Source organism: Streptomyces sp. Y309 (assembly GCF_056712025.1).
In genome coordinates this window covers 6,952,912-6,973,860 of sequence record NZ_CM160048.1, presented here as the reverse complement: position 1 = coordinate 6,973,860, position 20,949 = coordinate 6,952,912, and the positions used below count along the sequence as shown (strand labels likewise).

Sequence of the window (20,949 nt, the reverse complement as noted above, 5' to 3'; positions counted from 1 at the left end):
CTCCCTACGGGTGCTTGGGGACGGTGGTGAGCAGGGGCTTGGGCGAGGTCTCGCCGGGCGGGGCGCCGATCGCCGTGATGGTCAGTACGAGGGCGAGCGCGACGGCGAGGCCGGTCGCGGCGGCGATGAGGGCACGCATACGGGCCTCCCGAGGCGGCCGGAAGCCAGGAACTGACTGTTCGTCAGGGCGGGGGCACCGTAGCAACGCCGGGGCGAGATGAGAACACGTCGCACACGCACCGGGGCGTATGACGGCGTATGACGGCGTACGACGACTGACGACACATGAGGACCGCCCCCTGCCGTGGGTGGCGCGGGGCGGTCCTCGTACGAGCGGCCGGTGGGCCGGTCAGCTGGTGGGCGTCGTGCTGGGCGTACCGCTCGGGGTGCCGCTGGGCGTGGTGCTCGGCGTACCGCTGGGTGTGCCGCTCGGTGTGCCGGTGGGCGCCTTCACCTCCAGCTTGACGGTGAGCGTGGCGCCGCCGTTGGTGACGACGCGCAGCAGATACGTGCCGGCCGCGTCGTCGGCGTACATCTTCGGCAGCAGCAGCTTGCCGTTGGCGTCCGTCTTGAGGCCCTTGAGGGTGCGGACCGGCTTGCCGTCCGCGTCCTTGAAGTAGGGGCCCTTGTCGTTCGGGGCCGGGTTGGCCGCCGACTTGATCATCGTGGCGGTGGCGGCGACGCCGGCGACGCTCTCGCCCTCGTACGTCGCCTTGACCGTCAGCCGGTCGGCGAAGGCCTTGCCCGGCTCGCAGGTCAGCGGCTCGTCGCCGATGCGGGCGAGCGCGTCGGCCTTGCGTCCGGTGACCGTCCCGGGAACCTCGACGCGATCGAGGGAGCGGCCCACGACCAGGGCGCGCACGGTGAACGCGCCGGTCTGCTCGCCCGCTCGCAGCTCGGGCGACGTGACCGCACCCGAGCCGCTCGTCGTGAGGGTGACGCTGCGGGCGCCGCTCTTGAAGCGCGTGTCCGTGTCACCGCTGATCGTGAACCGGACCTTGACCTTGGCCACGCCCTTGCCCGAGCGGCTCTCGGCGCGCACGGCGACCCGCTCGTCGAAGGCGTCGCCCGCGGTCGCGGTGACCTCGTCCGGGCCCGCGTTCTCCAACCGGGCGACCTGATCCTTGGGCTCTTGGGGCCCGGGCGGCTCGGGCTTCTCGGAGCCGTTGCCTTCCTCGCCCGGCCTGTGCCCTTCCTTCGGCGGCAGCTTGCTCGGCGGCTGCGGCTTGGGCAGCTCCTTCGGCGGCGTGGTGGACGGCGGGGTGGACGAGGGCGGCGTGGACGGGCCGGGCCGCCGCGGGGTCCGCTCGTCGCTGCGGTCGCCCGGGAGCGCGCCGGTGCCGTCGGGGATCTCGTGGGTGCCCTTGCGGTAGTACTCCAGCCACGACAGGACCGTGTTCAGGTACTCCGTCGAGCGGTTGTAGCTGAGGATCGCGGCGTGCAGGTCGTCCTCGACGTCGAGGTCGCGGTCGTTCGCGCACAGGTAGTGGGCGGCGCCGAGCGCGGCGTCGTAGATGTTGTTCGGGTCCTTCTTGCCGTCGGCGTTGCCGTCCTGCTGCCAGTTCGCCCAGGTGGAGGGGATGAACTGCATGGGGCCGACGGCGCGGTCGTGCGTGGTGTCGCCGTCGAAGGAGCCGCCGTCGGTGTCGGTGATCTTCGCGAAGCCGTTGCCGTCGAGGACCGGGCCGAGGATCGGCGTGAGCGTCGTGCCGTCGGCGTCGACGCGGCCGCCGCGGGCCTGGCCCGACTCGACCTTGCCGATGGCGGCGAGCAGTTCCCAGGGCAGGTTGCAGCCGGGCCGGGACGTGCGCACGGCCGCTTCGGCCTTCTTGTACGCGTCCAGGACCGTGGCGGGCAGGCCCGCTTCGGGGTCGCCGGTGCCCACGCCGCCGCCACCGCCGGGCTTGGCGCTCGGCGGGACGGGGCTCTCCAGGGGCGGGAGGTCCGTGTAGTACGGCGAGTTGCCGGTGGCGGAGTCGCCGCCGTCCGGCGAGGGCGAGGAGCCGGTGGCGCCCGACCGGTCGTCGCGTGCCTGGTCGGTCGTCACGCCGGGGGCCTGGGAGGCGGCCAGCGCCGCCACCGCCGCGGCGGCGACCGCGGTGGTCACCGCGGTCCTGCGCATCCGCTTGCCGAATACCGCCGCCATGTCCGTGTATCCCTCCCCTTGACGACCCCTGCCGTGCCGTCCCTGCGCTGCGCGCCCGCGCGCCCTTTGGGGACGACTCAGGCGACACTACGACAACTTCCGGAGCCCAGACACCTGTTCGTGACCGATTTTCCCGGGTTGGCGCGTCACAGACCTGTCCCGGTTCCCGGTTGTTCCGCCCCGGATCCTTCTCGTTCACCGAAGGCTTGTCCAGGCCGCACCAAGCGCTTCGCTGGATGTGCGGTGCTTTTCCTGCGGGCCGGTGGGGGCTGGTCGCGCAGTTCCCCGCGCCCCTTCAGGGCGCTTCGTACCGCAGCGGTCTTCGTCGCGCCAGCAGCCCCGGGGCACCCCGAACAAACCCCCGGCCGGAGGCTAGTGGGCCGCCGATTCCCAGTCGGGGCCGACGCCCACCGAGACATCCAACGGCGCTCGAAGCGAAACCGCTCCCGCCATCTCCCGGCGGACCAGCTCCTCCACCGCCGCACGCTCGCCGGGGGCGATCTCCAGGACGATTTCGTCGTGGACCTGCAGCAGCATCCGCGACGTGAGCTTCGCCTGCGTCAGCGCCCGGTGCACGTTCAGCATGGCGATCTTGACGATGTCCGCGGCCGTGCCCTGGATCGGCGCGTTCAGCGCCATCCGCTCGGCCATCTCGCGTCGCTGCCGGTTGTCGCTGTTGAGGTCGGGCAGATAGCGGCGACGGCCGAGCATCGTCTCCGTGTACCCCGTCGCGCGGGCGTCGTCGACGACGCGGCGCAGATAGTCGCGTACGCCGCCGAAGCGCTCGAAGTACGTGTCCATCAGGGCGCGCGCCTCCGCCGCCTCGATGCCGAGCTGCTGGGAGAGGCCGAAGGCCGACAGGCCGTACGCAAGGCCGTACGACATGGCCTTGATCTTGCGGCGCATCTCCGCGTCCACACCGGAGCGCTCCACGCCGAACACCTGGGAGGCGACGGTGGTGTGCAGGTCCTCGCCGGAGGCGAACGCCTCGATGAGGCCCTCGTCCTCCGACAGGTGGGCCATGACGCGCAGTTCGATCTGGCTGTAGTCGGCCGTCATCAGGGACTCGAAGCCCTCGCCGACGACGAAGCCGCGGCGGATGGCGCGGCCCTCGTCGGTGCGCACCGGGATGTTCTGCAGGTTCGGGTCCGTCGACGACAGGCGGCCGGTGGCGGCCACCGTCTGGTTGTACGTCGTGTGGATGCGGCCGTCCGCGGCGATCGACTTGACCAGGCCCTCGACGGTGACGCGCAGCTTGGCCTGCTCGCGGTGGCGCAGCATGATCACGGGCAGTTCGTTGTCCGTCTGGGCGGCGAGCCAGGCGAGCGCGTCGGCGTCCGTGGTGTACCCCGTCTTGGTCTTCTTCGTCTTGGGCAGGCCCAGCTCGCCGAAGAGGACTTCCTGGAGCTGCTTGGGCGAGCCGAGGTTGAACTCGTGGCCCGCGGCCGCGTGCGCCTCCTTCACCGCCTGCTGCACGGCGCCCGCGAACTGCTGCTCCATGGACTCCAGATGGGCGCGGTCCGCCGCGATGCCGTACCGCTCCAGGCGGGCCAGGAGGGTGGACGTGGGCAGCTCGATGTCCTTCAGGAGGTCGGCGGCGTTCACCTCCTTCAGGCGCTCACCGAAGGCCGTGCCCAGGTCGAGGATGGTGCGGGCCTGCACCATCAGCGCGTCGGCCTCGGCGCCCTCCTCGTCCTCGGTGCCGAACGCGAGCTGGCCGTCGGCCGCCCCTGCGGGCACCAGCTCACGGCCCAGATACTCCAGGGACAGCGCGTCCAGGTCGAAGGAGCGGCGGCCGGGCTTGACCAGATACGCCGCGAGGGCGGTGTCCATGGTGATGCCGTCGACGCTCCAGCCGTGCTCGGCGAAGACCCGCATGGCGCCCTTGGCGTTGTTCAGCACCTTGGGCTTCTTCGGGTCGGCGAGCCAGGCCGCGAACGCGTTCTCGTCGGCCTCGTCGAGCTGCGCCGGGTCGAACCAGGCGGCGGCTCCCCCGGCCGCGGCGAGCGCGACCTCGGTGACCGAGCCGGTGCCGAGCTGCCAGGTGGCGACCGTGGCCAGGCCGAGCACCGCCTTGCCGTGCTCGGCGAGCCAGGGCGCGAGCTCGCCGGAGCCGAGCACCGCGCCGTCCAGGTCGATGCCCTCGGCGGCCGGGGTCTCCTCGGCCTCCTCGGCGCCCGGGTCCACGGCGAGCAGCCGCTCCCGCAGCGAGGGGTTGCGGATCTCCAGGGTGTCCAGGACCATCGCGACGCCCTTGCGGTCGTACGCCGCGCGCGCCAGGTCCTCGACCGTCTTCGGCAGCTCCACGTCACGCACCATCTCCGTGAGACGGCGGTTCAGCTTCACCGCCTCCAGGTGGTCGCGGAAATTCTGCCCGGCCTTGCCCTTGACCTCGTCGGCGCGCTCCACCAGCTCCGCGAACGAACCGAACTGGTTGATCCACTTCGCGGCCGTCTTCTCGCCGACACCGGGGATGCCCGGGAGGTTGTCCGACGGGTCGCCGCGCAGCGCCGCGAAGTCCGGATACTGGCTGGGGGTGAGGCCGTACTTCTCCTCGACCTTCTCCGGGGTGAAGCGCGTCAGCTCCGAGACGCCCTTCGTCGGATACAGCACCGTCACGTGGTCGCTGATCAACTGGAAGGAGTCACGGTCGCCGGTGACGATCAGGACCTCGAAGCCGGCCGCCTCGGCCTGCGTGGCCAGCGTGGCGATGACGTCGTCCGCCTCGAAGCCGTCGACCGCGAAGCGCACCGCGTTCATCGCGTCGAGCAGCTCGCCGATCAGCTCGACCTGGCCCTTGAACTCGTCGGGGGTCTTGGAGCGGTTCGCCTTGTACTCGGTGAACTCCTCGGAGCGCCAGGTCTTGCGCGACACGTCGAACGCCACCGCGAAGTGCGTGGGCGCCTCGTCGCGCAGCGTGTTCGCCAGCATCGACGCGAAGCCGTAGATCGCGTTCGTCGGCTGGCCCGTCGCCGTCGTGAAATTCTCCGCGGGCAGCGCGAAGAACGCCCGGTACGCCAGGGAGTGCCCGTCCATCAGGAGCAGGCGCGGACGCTCGCCTGCTCCGGCGGGCGCCGCCTTCTTCGCGGTGCTCGCGGCGGGCGCGGACTTCTTCTTCGATGCTGTTTCTGCCACGCCCCCGATCCTGCCACGCCCCACTGACACTCAGCTCCGCCGCGGCCCCGCAGCCCTCGTGTCAGTCGTGCGTGGGAGGATCGGAGACGTACGTCACGTATGCGCTCGAAGAGGAGCAGGCCATGGCAAGCAAGCCGCCCAAGGGTGATCCGGTCCAGGACGCGCCGCAGGTCACGGACGCCCCGCACGCCGCGGCCGGCCTGCCCGCCATCGGCCACACCCTGCGCGTCGCCCAGCGGCAGATGGGCGTGCGGCGCACGGCGCTGACGCTGCTGCGCGTCAATCAGAAGGACGGCTTCGACTGCCCCGGCTGTGCCTGGCCCGAGCCGGAGCACCGGCACAAGGCGGAATTCTGCGAGAACGGCGCGAAGGCCGTCGCGGAGGAGGCCACGCTGCGCCGCGTCACGCCGGACTTCTTCGCCGCGCACCCGGTCTCGGACCTCGCCACCCGCAGCGGGTACTGGCTGGGCCAGCAGGGCCGCCTCACCCACCCCATGTATCTGGCGGAGGGCTCCGACCGCTACGAGGCGGTGCCGTGGGAGCGGGCCTTCGACATCGTCGGCGAGGAACTGGCCGCCCTCGGCTCCCCCGACGAGGCCCTCTTCTACACGTCGGGCCGCACCAGCAACGAAGCGGCGTTCCTGTACCAGCTGTTCGCGCGCGAGCTCGGCACGAACAATCTGCCCGACTGCTCGAACATGTGCCACGAGTCGTCAGGATCGGCCCTCACCGAGACCCTCGGCGTCGGCAAGGGCAGCGTCCTCCTCGAAGACCTCTACAAGGCGGACCTGATCATCGTCGCCGGGCAGAACCCGGGCACGAACCACCCGCGCATGCTCTCCGCCCTGGAGAAGGCGAAGAACAACGGCGCGAAGATCATCACGGTGAATCCGCTGCCCGAGGCCGGCCTGGAGCGCTTCAAGAACCCGCAGACCCCACAGGGCATGCTCAAGGGCACCGCCCTCACCGACCTGTTCCTGCAGATCCGCCTCGGCGGCGACCAGGCCCTCTTCCGCCTCCTCAACAAACTCATCCTGGAGACAGAGGGCGCGATCGACGAGGCTTTCGTACGTGAACACACCCATGGGTACGAGGAGTTCGTCGCCGCCGCCCGCGCCGCCGACTGGGACGAGACGCTCACGGCGACCGGCCTGGACCGCGCCCGCATCGAGGAAGCCCTGCGCATGGTGCTCGCCTCCAAGCGCACGGTCGTGTGCTGGGCGATGGGCCTGACCCAGCACAAGCACGCGGTGCCCACGATCCGCGAGGTCGTCAACTTCCTGCTGCTTCGCGGCAACATCGGCCGCCCCGGCGCAGGCGTCTGCCCGGTGCGCGGGCACTCGAACGTGCAGGGCGACCGCACCATGGGCATCTTCGAGCGTCCCGCACCCGCGTTCCTGGACGCCCTGGAGAAGGAGTTCGGCTTCGCGCCGCCGCGCCACCACGGCCTGGACGTCGTGCGCGCCATCCGGGCGCTGCGCGACGGGGAGGCGAAGGTGTTCTTCGCCATGGGCGGCAACTTCGTGTCCGCGTCGCCCGACACCGAGGTCACGGAGGCCGCGATGCGGCGCGCCCGCCTGACGGTGCACGTGTCGACGAAGCTCAACCGCTCGCACGCCGTCACCGGAGCGCGCGCCCTCATCCTGCCCACCCTCGGCCGCACCGAGCGCGATCTCCAGGGCAGTGGCGAGCAGTTCGTGACCGTCGAGGACTCCATGGGCATGGTGCACGCCTCGCGCGGCCGCCTCGACCCCGCGAGCCCGCACCTGCTGTCCGAGCCCGCCATCGTGTGCCGCCTCGCGCGGCGCGTCCTCGGCCCCGAATCGGCCACGCCCTGGGAGGAGTTCGAGAAGGACTACGGGGCGGTGCGCGACCGCATCGCGCGCGTGATCCCCGGCTTCGAGGACTTCAACGCGCGCGTGGCCGAGCCCGGCGGCTTCGCGCTGCCGCACGCCCCACGCGACGAGCGCCGCTTCCCCACAGCCACCGGCAAGGCCAACTTCACGGCCGCGCCCGTCGAGTACCCCACGGTCCCCGAGGGCCGGCTGCTGCTCCAGACCCTGCGCTCCCACGACCAGTACAACACCACGATCTACGGCCTCGACGACCGCTACCGAGGCATCAAGAACGGCCGCCGCGTCGTCCTGGTCAACCCCGACGACGCCCGCGAACTCGGCCTCGCCGACGGCTCGTACACCGACCTGGTCAGCGAGTGGCAGGACGGCGTCGAGCGGCGCGCCCCCGGCTTCCGCGTCGTGCACTACCCGACGGCGAAGGGCTGCGCGGCGGCGTACTACCCGGAGACCAACGTGCTGGTGCCCCTGGACGCCACGGCCGACACGAGCAACACCCCCGCCAGCAAGTCCGTGGTCGTGCGCCTGGAACAATCGGCGACCGACTGAGCGTTCGCTCAGCAACCGGCGCGCCACCACGGTGGCCGCCGCCGTTGTTGTTGTCAGGTGTCGTCGACGAACGGAGCCCGGCCCCATGGGTGAGCAGCACACGACCAAGTTCCCGCAAGAGGTCATCGACGAGTACGCCGCACTCGGCGTCGACCTGCCCGCCCTGTTCTCCGCCGGCCACCTCGGCAGCCGCATGGGCGTGCAGATCGTCGAGGCCTCCGCGGAGCGCGTGGTCGGCACCATGCCCGTCGAGGGCAACACCCAGCCGTACGGCCTGCTGCACGGCGGCGCCTCCGCGGTCCTCGCCGAGACACTCGGATCGATCGGCTCGATGCTGCACGGCGGCAGCGAGAAGCTCGCCGTCGGCGTCGACCTGAACTGCACGCACCACCGCGGTGTGCGCTCCGGTCTGGTCACCGGCGTGGCCACACCGGTGCACCGGGGGCGGTCCACGGCGACGTACGAGATCGTCATCAGCGACGAGAACGACAAGCGGGTGTGCACCGCCCGCCTGACGTGCATGCTGCGGCCGGTCGACGCGACGACGGACCCGACCGGCGGCTCGGCGGCCTGAGCCCGGCGCTGGGCGCCCTGCCGGCTGCGCGGTGATGAACCTGCGGCCCGGCGGGAGCTGGTCGCGCAGTTCCCCGCGCCCCTACGGGGCACGGCCCTCCCGCCCGAAGCCCCCCAAGGCGATGCCCGGATAACGAACACCAGTCGTCACCATCCGTATCCAGGGCGTGCCGCCCAAGCCGTACCCCCTCCGCAGCCCCCCACAGGGCCCCGCACCCGTGCGGGGCCCTGTGGTCTTCACGGCAAAAACAGGAGTGCTCCGCAATAACACTCCTGACCGCGCACATTCGCGAAAACGGAAAAGTGCCACGGAATGCCGGACTCCTTTTCTCCGCGGTAACGCTGCGTAATGCGCGCGCAATCCTCCCGCGACCCATCGGAAGCATCCGGAACACACGGAAGATCATTTCCGCTTACGCGGCTCCGCATACGCCCCGAACACCGCTGTCATGAGTAAAACTGCTTAACGGTCCTGCCACTTCGGAGCGGGCGGGATCTGCCGAAGCGTACGCATTCCGCCACAACCGCCCCCTGAGTTCCGCCGCGGAATACTCCGCGGCATAACAAGAGCGTCACAGCCTTGCTCCGACCACTCCACCTGGATCAAATGCCCCCTTAGAGTCACGGCCAGTCACCGCGCCGCCGGGCGCGAACTGAATTGCACGGCCCTGTACCACCACCAGTACGGCCCGGCGATCTTCACGGCACCTCCGCCGAGGCGCCGCGCCAGGGAAAGGACCCATCGTGCGAAACCGTTCCGCGCTCATCCTCACCACGGTGCTGACCACAGGGGCACTCACCCTCACCGCCTGCGGGTCGCGCGACAAGGACAAGGACTCCGGCGACAACGGCGGGGACAAGACCACCGTCACCATCGGCTTCGACGCGCCCCTCACCGGCGACCTGTCCGCGCTCGGCATCGGCATGCGCAACTCGGCCGAACTCGCCGTCAAGACGGCCAACAAGGAGAACACGGTCGACGGCGTCGAGTTCAAGCTCCAGCCCCTCGACGACCAGGCCCAGCCCTCCGTCGGCGGCCAGAACGCCCAGAAGTTCATCAGCAACAACGACGTCATCGGTGTCATCGGCCCGCTGAACTCCAGCGTCTCGCAGTCGATGCAGAAACCCTTCAACGACGCCAACCTCACCCAGATCTCGCCCGCCAACACCGGCACCGAACTGACCCAGGGCGACGGCTGGAAGAAGGGCGACAAGAAGCGCCAGTTCAAGACCTTCTTCCGCACCGCCACCACCGACCAGGTGCAGGGCCAGTTCGCCGCCCAGTACCTGTTCCAGAAGGCGAAGATCAAGAAGGTCTACCTGATCGACGACCAGAAGACCTACGGCGCCGGCCTCGCCGCGTCCTTCAAGGACACCTTCACCGACCTCGGCGGCAAGATCGTCGGCCAGGACCACGTCAACCCCGAGGACCGCGACTTCAAGTCCGTCGCCTCCAAGGTCAAGGGCAAGGGCGCCGAAGCCGTCTACTACGGCGGCGAGTATCCCGCCGCGGCTCCGCTCAGCCAGCAGATCAAGGAATCCGGCGCCAATATCCCGTTCATGGGCGGCGACGGCATGAAGAGCGACGAGTTTCCCAAGCTCAACAAGAAGGCCGAAGGCGACCTCGGCACCTCCGTCGGCGCCCCCGTCGAAGAACTCCCCTCCGCGAAGAAGTTCATCGCGGAATACAACAAGAACTACAAAGAAAACATGGAGACCTACGGCGGCGGCACCTACGACGCCACCTGGGCCATCATCGAGGCCGTCAAGCTCGCCGTCGCCGAAAACGACGGAAAGCTCCCCTCCGACGCCCGCGAGAAGGTCCTCGCCAGCATGAGCAAGGTCAAGTTCGACGGCGTCACCGGCAGCGTCTCCTTCGACGAGTTCGGCGACACCACGAACACGATGATGACCGCGTACGAGATCAAGAACAACAAGTGGGAATCCAAGTTCAGCGAGGCCTACAAGCCGCGCTGAAACCCCACGCACAGCCATTGACTCCAAGACCGCGCGGGAAGCGCCACCAGCGCTCCCGCGCGGTGCCATATCCGAACCAACGGAGGCCCTGCGGTGAACGAACTGCCGCAACAGCTGGCCAATGGACTCATCCTCGGCGCGATGTACGGTCTCATCGCGATCGGCTACACGATGGTCTACGGAATCGTCCAGCTCATCAACTTCGCCCACGGCGAGATCTTCATGATCGGGGGCTTCGGCGCCCTCACCGTCTCCCTGTGGCTCCCAGACGGATTCTCCCTGCTCGCCGCGATCCCGCTCATGATCATCGGCGGCGTCATATGCTCCGTCGCCGTCGGCACCGCCGCCGAACGCTTCGCCTACCGCCCCCTGCGCGGCGCACCACGACTCGCCCCCCTCATCACCGCCATCGGCCTGTCCATCCTGCTCCAGCAGGCCGTCTGGAAGTGGTACCCCGAAGCCAAGAAGGACCGCACCTTCCCGCAGTTCAGCGGCGAACCCGTGCACGTCTTCGGCGCCGACGTCCAACGCGGCGACTTCTTCCTCATCATCGCCGCCCCCCTCTGCATGCTCGCCCTCGCCTACTACGTCAACAAAACCCGCACCGGCCGCGGCATGCAGGCCACCGCCCAAGACCCCGACACCGCCAAGCTCATGGGCATCAACACCGACCGCATCATCGTCATGGCCTTCGCCATCGGCGCCGCGTTCGCCGCCGTCGCAGCCGTCGGATACGGCCTCCACAACGGCCAAGTCGGCTTCAAAATGGGCTTCATCATGGGCCTCAAGGCCTTCACCGCCGCCGTACTCGGCGGCATCGGCAACATCTACGGCGCCATGCTCGGCGGCATCGTCCTCGGCGTCGCCGAAGCCCTCGCCACCGGCTACATGGCCGACGTACCCGGCATGGAACAGTTCGGCGGCGGCGCCTGGAAGGACGTGTGGGCCTTCGCCCTCCTCATCCTCGTCCTGCTCCTGAGGCCTCAAGGCCTACTCGGCGAACGCGTCGCGGATCGGGCGTGATACCCATGACAACCAACACCACCAAGAACTCGGGGAACCCGGGAAGCGCAGGGAACACCGGCGACACAGCCAAGACCCCCGCCGCCGTTCCCACCTCCACCCTCCCCCTCCCGCCGGCCGCCGCCCGCATCGCCGTCCTCGCCGGCTCCGCCGCGGCCCTCATCGGCACCTTCCTCGCCTGGACCTGGACCACCGAATTCCCCGGCGACCTCACCGTCACCGGCTACCCCGGCGGCCTCCAGGTCATCACCCTCGTCGGCGCCGCCCTCACCCTGCTGTTCGCCCTCGCCGGACACGGCGTCCGCGGCCTCGGCTGGCTCATCCCCGGCGGCACCAACAGCCCCGTCATCCTGCTCAGCCTCGGCGTCCTCGGCTCCACCGGCTACACCATGGGCGCCATCGCCGAACACCTCGGCGGCATCGTCAACCTCGAACCCGGCGCCTGGATCTCCGGCATCGGCGCCCTCGTCGCCACCATCGGCGCCCTCGGACTCCCCTCCGACCTGCCCGCCGACGAACCCCACGCCAGCCCCTGGCAGCGACTGCGCGCCAGCCTCAAGGCACCCGCACCCCCGCGCGCCAAAGAACTGCCCGACTGGGTCGAAATCCTCATCATCGCCGCCTCGTTCGGCATCGGCCTCTACGTCCTCGCCTACGGCATCGAGGCCTACTCCGAACTCTTCATCGGCTTCCTCCTCACCACCATCTTCGGCGCCACCGCACTCAACCGAGCCGGACTCATCCCCCGCCTCAACACCCTCACCGCCAAACACCGCAACGTCACCTTCACCGCCGCCATCGTCGCCGCGGCCCTCTTCCCCTTCACCCAGACCGATGCCAGCTACGCCCTCATCGGCGTCAACATCCTCATCTTCGCCACCGTCGCCCTCGGCCTGAACGTCGTCGTCGGCCTCGCCGGACTCCTCGACCTCGGATACGTCGCCTTCCTCGGCGTCGGCGCCTACACCGCCGCCCTCGTCTCCGGATCGCCCGCATCCACCTTCGACGTCCACTTCCCCTTCTGGGCCGCCGTCCTCACCGGCGCCGCCGCCTCCCTCATCTTCGGCGTCATCATCGGCGCCCCCACCCTGCGACTGCGCGGCGACTACCTCGCCATCGTCACCCTCGGCTTCGGCGAGATCTTCCGCATCACCATGAACAACCTCAACGGCAGCGCCGGACCCGACCTCACCAACGGCGCCCAGGGCATCCCCAACATCCCCGACCTCGAAATCCTCGGCTGGAACCTCGGCATCGAACACGACGTCCTCGGCTTCACCCTCAGCAGGCCCGCCAACTACTACCTGCTGATGCTCCTCTTCACCGCCGTCGTCGTCCTCGTCTTCCGCCGCTCCGGCGAATCCCGCATCGGCCGCGCCTGGGTCGCCATCCGCGAAGACGAAACCGCCGCCACCGCCATGGGCATCAACGGCTTCCGCGTCAAACTCATCGCCTTCGCCCTCGGCGCCACCCTCGCCGGCTTCGCCGGCACCGTGCAGGCCCACGTCTCCTACAGCATCACCCCCGAGCAGTACCTCTTCGCCAACACCGTGCCCCCCAACTCCGCCTTCCTGCTCGCCGCCGTCATCCTCGGCGGCATGGGCACCATCAGCGGCCCCCTCATCGGCGCGGCACTGCTCTACCTCATCCCCGCCAAGCTCCAGTTCCTCGAGGACTACCAGCTGCTGCTCTTCGGCCTCGCCCTCATCCTGCTCATGCGCTTCAGGCCCGAAGGCCTCGTCGCCAACAAGCGCGCGCAGCTCGAATACCACGAGACCGACCAACTCGACGTACCCGACCAGCAGAAACTCCCCGAAGGAACCGTCGGCGCAAGCAAGGCGGGGGCGTGACCACCATGACCACCACAACCACCACGACCACCGTCCTCGAAGCCAGCGGCGTCACCATGCGCTTCGGCGGCCTCACCGCCGTACGCTCCGTCGACCTCGCCGTCAACACCGGCGAAATCGTCGGCCTCATCGGACCCAACGGCGCCGGCAAGACCACCTTCTTCAACTGCCTCACCGGCCTGTACGTCCCCACCGAAGGCAAGGTCTCCTACAAGGGCACCGTCCTGCCCTCCAAACCCCACCTCGTCACCGACGCCGGCATCGCCCGCACCTTCCAGAACATCCGGCTCTTCGCCAACATGACCGTCCTAGAAAACGTCCTCGTCGGACGCCACACCAGGACCAAAGAAGGCCTCTGGTCGGCACTGCTGCGCGGCCCGGGATTCAAGAAGGCTGAGGCCGCTTCTCATGCGCGGGCCATGGAGCTGTTGGAATTCATCGGCCTCGCCCACAAGGCCGACCACCTCTCCCGCAACCTCCCCTACGGCGAACAACGCAAGCTGGAAATAGCCCGCGCGCTCGCAAGTGAGCCTGGCCTGTTGCTCCTCGACGAACCCACCGCAGGCATGAACCCGCAGGAGACGCGCGCCGCCGAAGAACTCGTCTTCGCCATCCGCGACCAAGGCATCGCCGTCCTCGTCATCGAGCACGACATGCGGTTCATCTTCAACCTCTGCGACCGCGTCGCCGTCCTCGTCCAGGGCGAAAAACTCGTCGAAGGCACCTCCGCGATCGTCCAGGCCGACGAACGCGTCATCGCCGCCTACCTCGGCACCCCCTTCGAAGGCGCACCCGGCGCAGCCGAAGTCGCCGAGGTCGAGGCAGCGGAAGCCTCAGCGGACACCCCGGCGGAAGGAAAGACCCCGTGACCACACTGCTCGAGGTCGAAGACCTCCGGGTCGCCTACGGCAAGATCGAAGCCGTCAAAGGCATCTCCTTCAGCGTCGAAGCAGGCCAGGTCGTCACCCTCATCGGCACCAACGGCGCCGGCAAGACCACCACCCTGCGCACCCTCTCCGGACTCCTCAAACCCCTCACCGGAAAGATCATGTTCGACGGGCAGCCCCTCAACGGCGTCCCCGCCCACAAGATCGTCGCCCTCGGACTCGCCCACTCCCCCGAAGGCCGGCACATCTTCCCCCGCCTCACCATCACCGAGAACCTCCAGCTCGGCGCCTACCTCCGCGACGACAGAGCAGCCATCGACAAAGACATCCAACGCGCCTACGAGCTCTTCCCCATCCTCGGCGAACGCCGCAAACAAGCCGCCGGCACCCTCTCCGGCGGCGAACAGCAAATGCTCGCCATGGGCCGCGCCCTCATGTCCCGGCCCAAGCTCCTCATGCTCGACGAACCCTCCATGGGCCTCTCACCGATCATGATGCAGAAGATCATGCAGACCATCACCGAACTCAAGGCCCAGGGCACCACCATCCTGCTCGTCGAACAGAACGCCCAGGCCGCGCTGTCCCTCGCGGATCACGGGCATGTGATGGAGGTCGGCAACATCGTGCTGTCCGGGACCGGGCAGGATCTGCTGCACGACGAGTCGGTACGCAAGGCGTACCTAGGCGAGGACTGATCCGTAAGGGGGTGGGCCCCGTCAGGGGCGCGGGGAACTGCGCGCCCAGCCCCCACCAACCGGCAGCCGAAGGAAACAGCGAAGAGGGCGGTAACCCCGAAACCGGGGTTACCGCCCTCTTCGCTGCTCAAGGCCCAGGGGCCAGCAGGCTCAGCCCTTGGCTGCTTTCTTTTCCTCTGCGTCCTCGATTACCGCCTCCGCGACCTGCTGCATCGACAGGCGGCGGTCCATCGACGTCTTCTGGATCCAGCGGAACGCGGCGGGCTCCGACAGGCCGTACTCCGTCTGGAGAATCGACTTCGCGCGGTCGACCAGCTTGCGGGTCTCCAGGCGCTGCGTGAGGTCCGCGACCTCCTGCTCCAGAGCCTTCAGCTCCGTGAAGCGGGACACCGCCATCTCGATGGCGGGCACCACGTCGCTCTTGCTGAACGGCTTCACGAGATACGCCATCGCGCCGGCGTCGCGGGCGCGCTCGACGAGGTCGCGCTGCGAGAAGGCGGTGAGCATGAGCACCGGGGCGATGGACTCCCCGGCGATCTTCTCCGCCGCGGAGATGCCGTCCAGGACGGGCATCTTCACGTCGAGGATGACGAGGTCCGGCTTGTGCTCGCGGGCGAGCTCGATCGCCGCCTCGCCGTCACCGGCCTCACCCACGACGGTGTAGCCCTCTTCCTCGAGCATCTCTTTGAGGTCGAGCCGGATGAGGGCCTCGTCCTCGGCGATGACGACGCGGGTCGTCAGCGGCGGGACGTGCGACTGCTCGTCGGACACGTCAGCGGGCTCGGGCGACTCGGGGGTGGTCACGGGGGCTCCTCGTTCGTGGCAGGTGCACTGCTTCGTCAGGGTACCTAGCTGCGACGCTGTGCGGTGACCCGGTATGCTTCCGGGGTGCCTGGCCGGGTTGGTGGAACGGTATACACGGAGGTCTCAAACACCTCTGCCTGAGAGGGCTTGCGGGTTCGAATCCCGCACCCGGCACCTAGGAAGAAGCGGATGTTCACGTTCTCGTGAATATCCGCTTTTTGCTACGCGGCGCCACGATCAGTTGCACAGAGTGGTCGCATGAACTTCCACGGCACAGAGGTGCGACAGAAGGCACTCACCCTGCTACGCGGCGGCGCCAAGAACGCTGATGTCGCCCGCCACCTGAATGTCCCGCTCGGCACGATCGGGTACTGGCGCCACATCGACCGGGCCAAACGCGGAGATTGTCCAGGCAGGCCCGATCCGAAGTGTCCGCGGTGCGACGACCGCGAGCTGGACGCGGGAGCGTACTCCTACCTCCTGGGGCTCTACCTGGGAGACGGGCACATCATCCAGTACTCGGGCCACCGAGTCCCCAGTCTCATGATCACTTGTACTGAGTCCTGGACAGGCCTCATGGACCTCTGCGAACAGGCCATGCGCGCCGTGTTCCCCGACAATTCCGTCTGTCGCGTCCGCAGGACAGGGTGCAGCAACGTCAAGGTCTACTCCAACCACCTGTGGTGCATGTTCCCCCAGCACGGCCCCGGCAAGAAGCACGAGCGCACCATCGCCCTCGAACCGTGGCAACAGGAGATCGTGGACGCCCATCCGTGGGCATTCATCCGCGGGCTCATCCACTCCGACGGCTGCCGGATCACCAATTGGACGACCCGGCTCGTCGGCGGCGTACCCAAGCGCTACGAGTACCCCCGGTACTTCTTCACCAACAAGTCCGACGACATCCGGAAGCTGTTCACTGACACTCTCGACAAGGTCGGCGTCGAGTGGACCACGCTCGCCCGAGGCAGCGATCCCTTCAACGTGTCCATCGCCCGCAAAGCATCCGTCACCCTCATGGACACCCACGTAGGCCCGAAGTACTGAAGCCCGCAATAGGACACGTCACCGTCCTCCCCCACCCCCGTTGGGACTCGCCCCAAATCCATGCACGGGCGTTGACCAGGAAGAAACCCCGCTGCGATCTTCGGGCGCATGACTCCGCTCAGTCGTCGCGGCTTCGTGGCCGCAGCAGCAGGGGCCGCCGCGGCGGCCGTCGCCCTCAGTCCTGAGGTCGCTTCGGCGGCCGGTGGGGAGGGGGAGGAAGACTTCGCCGATGCGGACCGGGGGTTCGTGGCGGCGTTGGCGCCGGGGGTGGTGAAGAACGCCAAGGGGCAGGTGGTGTACGACGCGGACGCGTACGGGTTCCTGCAGGGGGCCGCCCCGGACTCCGTGCACGAAAGCCTTTGGCGGCAGAGCAAGTTGGTGGCCAGGCAGGGGCTTTACCGGGTCACGGACCGGGTTTATCAGGTGCGGGGGCTCGATCTGTCGAACATGACGGTCGTCGAGGGCGAGAAGGGGATCGTGGTCATTGATCCGCTGATCTCGGCGGAGACGGCGGCCGCGGCGTTGAAGTTGTATCGCGCGCACCGGGGCGAGCGGCGGGTCACGGGGCTGATCTATACGCATCCGCATGTGGATCACTTCGGGGGGTGTCGTGGCGTGCTGCCCGAGGGGGCGGGGGACGGCGTGCCCGTGCTGGCGCCGGACGGGTTTCTGGAGCACGCGGTGTCGGAGAACGTGTACGCGGGGACGGCGATGCAGCGCCGGTCGGCGTACATGTACGGGGCGTTGTTGCCGAAGTCGGCGGTGGGGCAGGTGGGTTGTGGCCTCGGCCAGACCGTTTCGGTGGGGTCGGTGGGGTTGATTCCGCCGACGCGGAGTGTGGAGCGGACCGGGCAGGTCGAGGTCGTGGACGGGGTGCGGTTCGAGTTTCAGATGACGCCGGGTACGGAGGCTCCGGCGGAGATGAATTTTCTGCTGCCGGATCTGCGGGCGTTGTGCATGGCGGAGAACGCGACGCACACGATGCACAACATCATTACGTTGCGCGGGGCGCAGGTGCGGGATGCGCGGCAGTGGGCGCGTCATCTGGGTGAGAGCGTGACCCTGTTTGAGGGTCGTGCCGACGTGGCGTTTGCTTCTCATCATTGGCCCACGTGGGGCGGCGAGTTGATCGTGGAGCTGTTGGAGCGGCAGCGGGATCTGTACGCGTATATGCATGACCAGACGTTGCGAATGATCAATGCGGGGTTGACGGGGCGGGAGATCGCGGAGGAGTTGGAGTTGCCGCCGGCGTTGGTGGAGGTGTGGGCGAATCGGGGGTATTACGGGTCGTTGAGCCATAACGTGAAGGGGATTTATCAGCGGTACATGGGCTGGTTCGACGGGAATCCGGCGCATTTGTGGGAGCATCCGCCGGTCGAGGAGGCCAAGCGGTATGTGCGGGCGCTGGGGGGTCGTACGGCGACGGTGGCGAAGGCGCGGGCGTTCGTGCGGGACGGTGATCTGCGGTTCGCGGCGACGTTGTTGAATCATGTGGTGTTTGCGGATCCGAAGTACAAGGCGGCCAGGGCGGAGTTGGCGCGGGTGTATACGCGGCTGGGGCAGGGCTGTGAGAACGCGGTGTGGCGGAACTTCTATCTCACGGGCGCTCAGGAGTTGCGGGCGGGGGTGAAGGAGGCGGAGACGTCCGTCGTGAGTTCCGATTTGTTGATGGCTCTCGATGTGGACCAGCTCATCGATTCGGTGGCGGTACGTGTGAATGGGCCGCGGGCGTGGGATGTGCGGCTGACAATGGACTGGCGTCTTCCTTCACTCGGGAAGACGTGGCATTTGACCTTGCGGCACGGCGTGTTGACGTATCGCAGTGATGCGAAGGCCGATCCGGGTGCCGGTGTCACGCTGACGATGACGAAGCCTCAGTTGCTTGCCATGCTGGCCGGGAAGGGGCTCGGGGGCATCGAGGTCGACGGTGATGTGTCGCTGCTGCACACGTTGCTGGGTGTCGTGGACAAGCCTGATCCGAATTTCGCGATCGTGACGCCGTAGGCCCGGGCGGGCTGTAGTCCCGGGTGGCACATGTCGAGGGCCGCTCCCCCCGCGGGAGCGGCCCTCGACCTGCGGTGGTGCGTGGCCCCCTTACCGGGGGGTGTCGTCCTCGCCGATGTGGTGGACGCGGACGAGGTTGGTGGAGCCGGGGACGCCGGGGGGTGAGCCGGCGGTGATGACGACGATGTCGCCCTTCTGGCAGCGGCCGATCTTCAGGAGTTGTTCGTCGACCTGCTGGACCATGGCGTCGGTGGATTCGACGTGCGGGCCGAGGAAGGTTTCCACGCCCCAGGTGAGGTTGAGCTGGGAGCGGGTGGCCGCGTCGGGGGTGAAGGCGAGCAGCGGGATGGGTGAGCGGTAGCGGGAGAGGCGTCGTACGGTGTCGCCGGACTGGGTGAAGGCGACGAGGAATTTGGCGCCGAGGAAGTCGCCCATGTCGGCGGCGGCGCGGGCGACGGCTCCGCCTTGGGTGCGGGGTTTGTTGCGTTCGGTGAGGGGCGGGAGTCCCTTGGCGAGGATGTCTTCCTCGGCGGCTTCGACGATGCGGCCCATCGTGCGGACGGTTTCGATGGGGTATTTGCCGACGCTGGTTTCGCCGGAGAGCATGACGGCGTCGGTGCCGTCGATGACGGCGTTGGCGACGTCGGAGGCTTCGGCGCGGGTGGGGCGGGAGTTGTCGATCATCGAGTCGAGCATCTGGGTGGCGACGATGACCGGTTTGGCGTTGCGCCTGGCGAGTTTGATGGCGCGCTTCTGGACGATCGGGACTTGTTCCAGGGGCATTTCGACGCCGAGGTCGCCGCGGGCGACCATGATGCCGTCGAAGGCGGCGACGATGTCGTCGATGTTGTCGACGGCCTGGGGTTTTTCGACTTTGGCGATGACGGGGAGGCGGCGGTTCTCCTCGTCCATGATGCGGTGGACGTCGTCGATGTCGTGTCCGCTGCGGACGAAGGACAGGGCGATGACGTCGAAGCCGGTGTTGAGGGCCCAGCGGAGGTCTGCTTCGTCCTTGTCGGAGAGGGCGGGGACGGAGACGGCGACGCCGGGGAGGTTGAGGCCTTTGTGGTCGGAGACCATGCCGCCTTCGACGACGGTGGTGGTGACGCGGGGTCCTTCGACAGCGGTCACTTCGAGGGTGACTTTGCCGTCGTCGACGAGGATGCGCTCTCCGGGGGTGACGTCTTCGGCGAGGCCGTCGTAGGTGGTACCGCAGAGCTGGCGGTCGCCTTGGACGTCGGGTTCGACGGTGATGGTGAACTCGTCGCCCCGTTCGAGGAGTACGGGTCCTTCGCGGAAGCGGCCGAGGCGGATCTTCGGGCCTTGAAGGTCGGCGAGGATGCCGACGCTGCGGCCGATCTCGTCGGCGGCCTTGCGCACGCGCTGGTAGCGCCCCTCGTGGTCGGCGTAGGTGCCGTGACTGAGGTTGAAGCGTGCCACGTCCATTCCGGCTTCGACCAGGGCCTTGATCTGGTCGTAGGTGTCGGTGGCGGGTCCCAGGGTGCAGACGATTTTTGCTCGGCGCATGGTTTCGACCCTAGGCCTTACTGGTGGGTAGAGAATTGGTTGGGCGTGACTACTCAACAACCTTTGCATGAAGGGCTATTGACAAGTGTTGAAGTGTGCGGGGGCTTGCTCCGATGAGCATGCTCAGAGTCGCGGTGGTGCCATGGTGAAGCGCGCGTTCACCTGGGCGTAGACGGACTGGCGCTGGGGTTCGAGGTCGAGGGCGGGGGCGGCTTCGGGGGCGCCGCCGTATGCGGCGCGGGACATGCCGGGGGCGGCGGGGCCGCCGAACGGCGGGTAAGGGGCGTTGTCGGCGCCGATGTCGGCGATCTCGACGAGGGCGGCGAGGCTGGTGCCGAGTGCTTCGGCGTATTCGCGGGCGCGCTGGACGGCTTCCTTGACGGCTTCCTGGCGGGCGCGGCGGTGAGAGGGCGAGTCGGGGCGCAGGGACCACCAGGGGCCGTCGATGCGGGTGAGTTCCAGGTCGGCGACGCGGGTGGTGAGTTCGCCGAGGGCGGTGAAGTCGGTGAGTTCGGCGGTGATGTGGACGCGGCCGTGGTAGGTGCGGACGCGTTCGCCTTTGCCGCGTTTGGTGAGTTCGGGGGTGATGGAGAAGGTGCCGGTCTCGACGCGTTCGACGGCTTCGCCGTAGGACTTGACGAGGTCGATGACGGCGGTGTTGCGGCGGGTGAGGTCGCCGAGGGCGTCGCGGCGGTCGCTGCCGCGGGCGCTGACGGTGATGCCGATGCGGGCGATCTCGGGGTCGACTTCGAGGCGGGCTTCGCCGCGGACCGCTAGGCGCGGGGCCTCTGGGGTGCCGTAGGGGACGCTGGGTGTGGCTTCTTGGGTGGTCATGGGGTCCACTGTCGCACCGGGCACCGGCGGTGGGCCCGGTCTGTC

Annotated in this window: 15 protein-coding genes and 1 tRNA gene; 10 read left to right on the top strand and 6 right to left on the bottom strand. The window is 68.5% G+C overall.

Going from position 1 to position 20,949, the window contains the following annotated elements; genetic code table 11:
• Nucleotides 1-4: 4 nt before the first annotated feature.
• From AC0KTA_RS28890 to polA, 3 genes are all read right to left on the bottom strand, one after another.
• Nucleotides 5-139: an SPW_0924 family protein gene (locus tag AC0KTA_RS28890; RefSeq protein ID WP_423593240.1), complete on the bottom strand. Its 135-nt coding sequence runs from the start codon at nt 137-139 to the stop codon at nt 5-7.
• Between the two features lie 210 nt (nt 140-349).
• A complete protein-coding gene (locus AC0KTA_RS28885; protein ID WP_481051140.1) occupies nt 350-2,146 on the bottom strand; it encodes a lytic transglycosylase domain-containing protein in 1,797 nt (598 codons plus the stop codon).
• A 372-nt stretch (nt 2,147-2,518) separates the two neighbouring features.
• Nucleotides 2,519-5,182, bottom strand: coding sequence for a DNA polymerase I (polA, locus tag AC0KTA_RS28880; protein WP_481056599.1), 2,664 nt, complete (start codon nt 5,180-5,182; stop codon nt 2,519-2,521).
• 221 nt (nt 5,183-5,403) lie between these two features.
• Here polA and AC0KTA_RS28875 point away from each other — a divergent pair, with 221 nt between their 5' ends.
• The 7 genes from AC0KTA_RS28875 (at nt 5,404) to AC0KTA_RS28845 (ending at nt 14,688) form a co-directional block, all read left to right on the top strand.
• A complete protein-coding gene (locus AC0KTA_RS28875; protein ID WP_481051139.1) occupies nt 5,404-7,683 on the top strand; it encodes an FdhF/YdeP family oxidoreductase in 2,280 nt (759 codons plus the stop codon).
• Nucleotides 7,684-7,768: 85 nt separating this feature from the next.
• Nucleotides 7,769-8,257, top strand: a complete 489-nt coding sequence (locus AC0KTA_RS28870) for a PaaI family thioesterase (protein WP_481051138.1) — start codon at nt 7,769-7,771, stop codon at nt 8,255-8,257.
• A gap of 743 nt (nt 8,258-9,000) precedes the next feature.
• Complete coding sequence (locus AC0KTA_RS28865) at nt 9,001-10,233, top strand: branched-chain amino acid ABC transporter substrate-binding protein (RefSeq protein WP_481051137.1); 1,233 nt, start codon at nt 9,001-9,003, stop codon at nt 10,231-10,233.
• A gap of 93 nt (nt 10,234-10,326) precedes the next feature.
• Entirely contained in the window at nt 10,327-11,256 is a 930-nt protein-coding gene (locus tag AC0KTA_RS28860) for a branched-chain amino acid ABC transporter permease (protein ID WP_481051136.1), read from the top strand.
• A gap of 5 nt (nt 11,257-11,261) precedes the next feature.
• Nucleotides 11,262-13,106 carry a branched-chain amino acid ABC transporter permease gene (locus AC0KTA_RS28855; protein ID WP_481051135.1) on the top strand — a complete coding sequence of 615 codons (1,845 nt, stop codon included), beginning with the start codon at nt 11,262-11,264 and terminating at the stop codon, nt 13,104-13,106.
• Nucleotides 13,103-13,975: an ABC transporter ATP-binding protein gene (locus AC0KTA_RS28850; RefSeq protein ID WP_481051134.1), complete on the top strand. Its 873-nt coding sequence runs from the start codon at nt 13,103-13,105 to the stop codon at nt 13,973-13,975. Before AC0KTA_RS28855 ends, AC0KTA_RS28850 begins: the two co-directional genes overlap by 4 nt.
• On the top strand, nt 13,972-14,688 hold the full coding sequence (locus tag AC0KTA_RS28845) for an ABC transporter ATP-binding protein (RefSeq protein ID WP_481051133.1): 717 nt from the start codon (nt 13,972-13,974) through the stop codon (nt 14,686-14,688). Before AC0KTA_RS28850 ends, AC0KTA_RS28845 begins: the two co-directional genes overlap by 4 nt.
• Before the next feature lie 150 nt (nt 14,689-14,838).
• On the opposite strand, the gene AC0KTA_RS28840 is transcribed toward AC0KTA_RS28845, so the two are convergent.
• Nucleotides 14,839-15,492 (bottom strand): ANTAR domain-containing response regulator, encoded by a 654-nt coding sequence (locus AC0KTA_RS28840; protein WP_481051132.1) that lies wholly within the window; start codon nt 15,490-15,492, stop codon nt 14,839-14,841.
• Between the two features lie 91 nt (nt 15,493-15,583).
• Here AC0KTA_RS28840 and AC0KTA_RS28835 point away from each other — a divergent pair.
• From AC0KTA_RS28835 to AC0KTA_RS28825, 3 genes are all read left to right on the top strand, one after another.
• Nucleotides 15,584-15,666: transfer RNA gene (locus tag AC0KTA_RS28835), tRNA-Leu, on the top strand.
• Nucleotides 15,667-15,750: 84 nt separating this feature from the next.
• Nucleotides 15,751-16,539 carry a helix-turn-helix domain-containing protein gene (locus AC0KTA_RS28830; RefSeq protein WP_481051131.1) on the top strand — a complete coding sequence of 263 codons (789 nt, stop codon included), beginning with the start codon at nt 15,751-15,753 and terminating at the stop codon, nt 16,537-16,539.
• A 108-nt stretch (nt 16,540-16,647) separates the two neighbouring features.
• Nucleotides 16,648-18,543 (top strand): alkyl/aryl-sulfatase, encoded by a 1,896-nt coding sequence (locus AC0KTA_RS28825; protein ID WP_481051130.1) that lies wholly within the window; start codon nt 16,648-16,650, stop codon nt 18,541-18,543.
• 90 nt (nt 18,544-18,633) lie between these two features.
• Here AC0KTA_RS28825 and pyk read toward each other — a convergent pair whose 3' ends face one another.
• Together pyk and AC0KTA_RS28815 are read right to left on the bottom strand one after the other, a co-directional pair.
• Nucleotides 18,634-20,070, bottom strand: coding sequence for a pyruvate kinase (pyk, locus tag AC0KTA_RS28820; protein WP_481051129.1), 1,437 nt, complete (start codon nt 20,068-20,070; stop codon nt 18,634-18,636).
• Between the two features lie 123 nt (nt 20,071-20,193).
• A complete protein-coding gene (locus AC0KTA_RS28815) occupies nt 20,194-20,904 on the bottom strand; it encodes an SIMPL domain-containing protein (RefSeq protein ID WP_481051128.1) in 711 nt (236 codons plus the stop codon).
• Nucleotides 20,905-20,949: the final 45 nt, after the last annotated feature.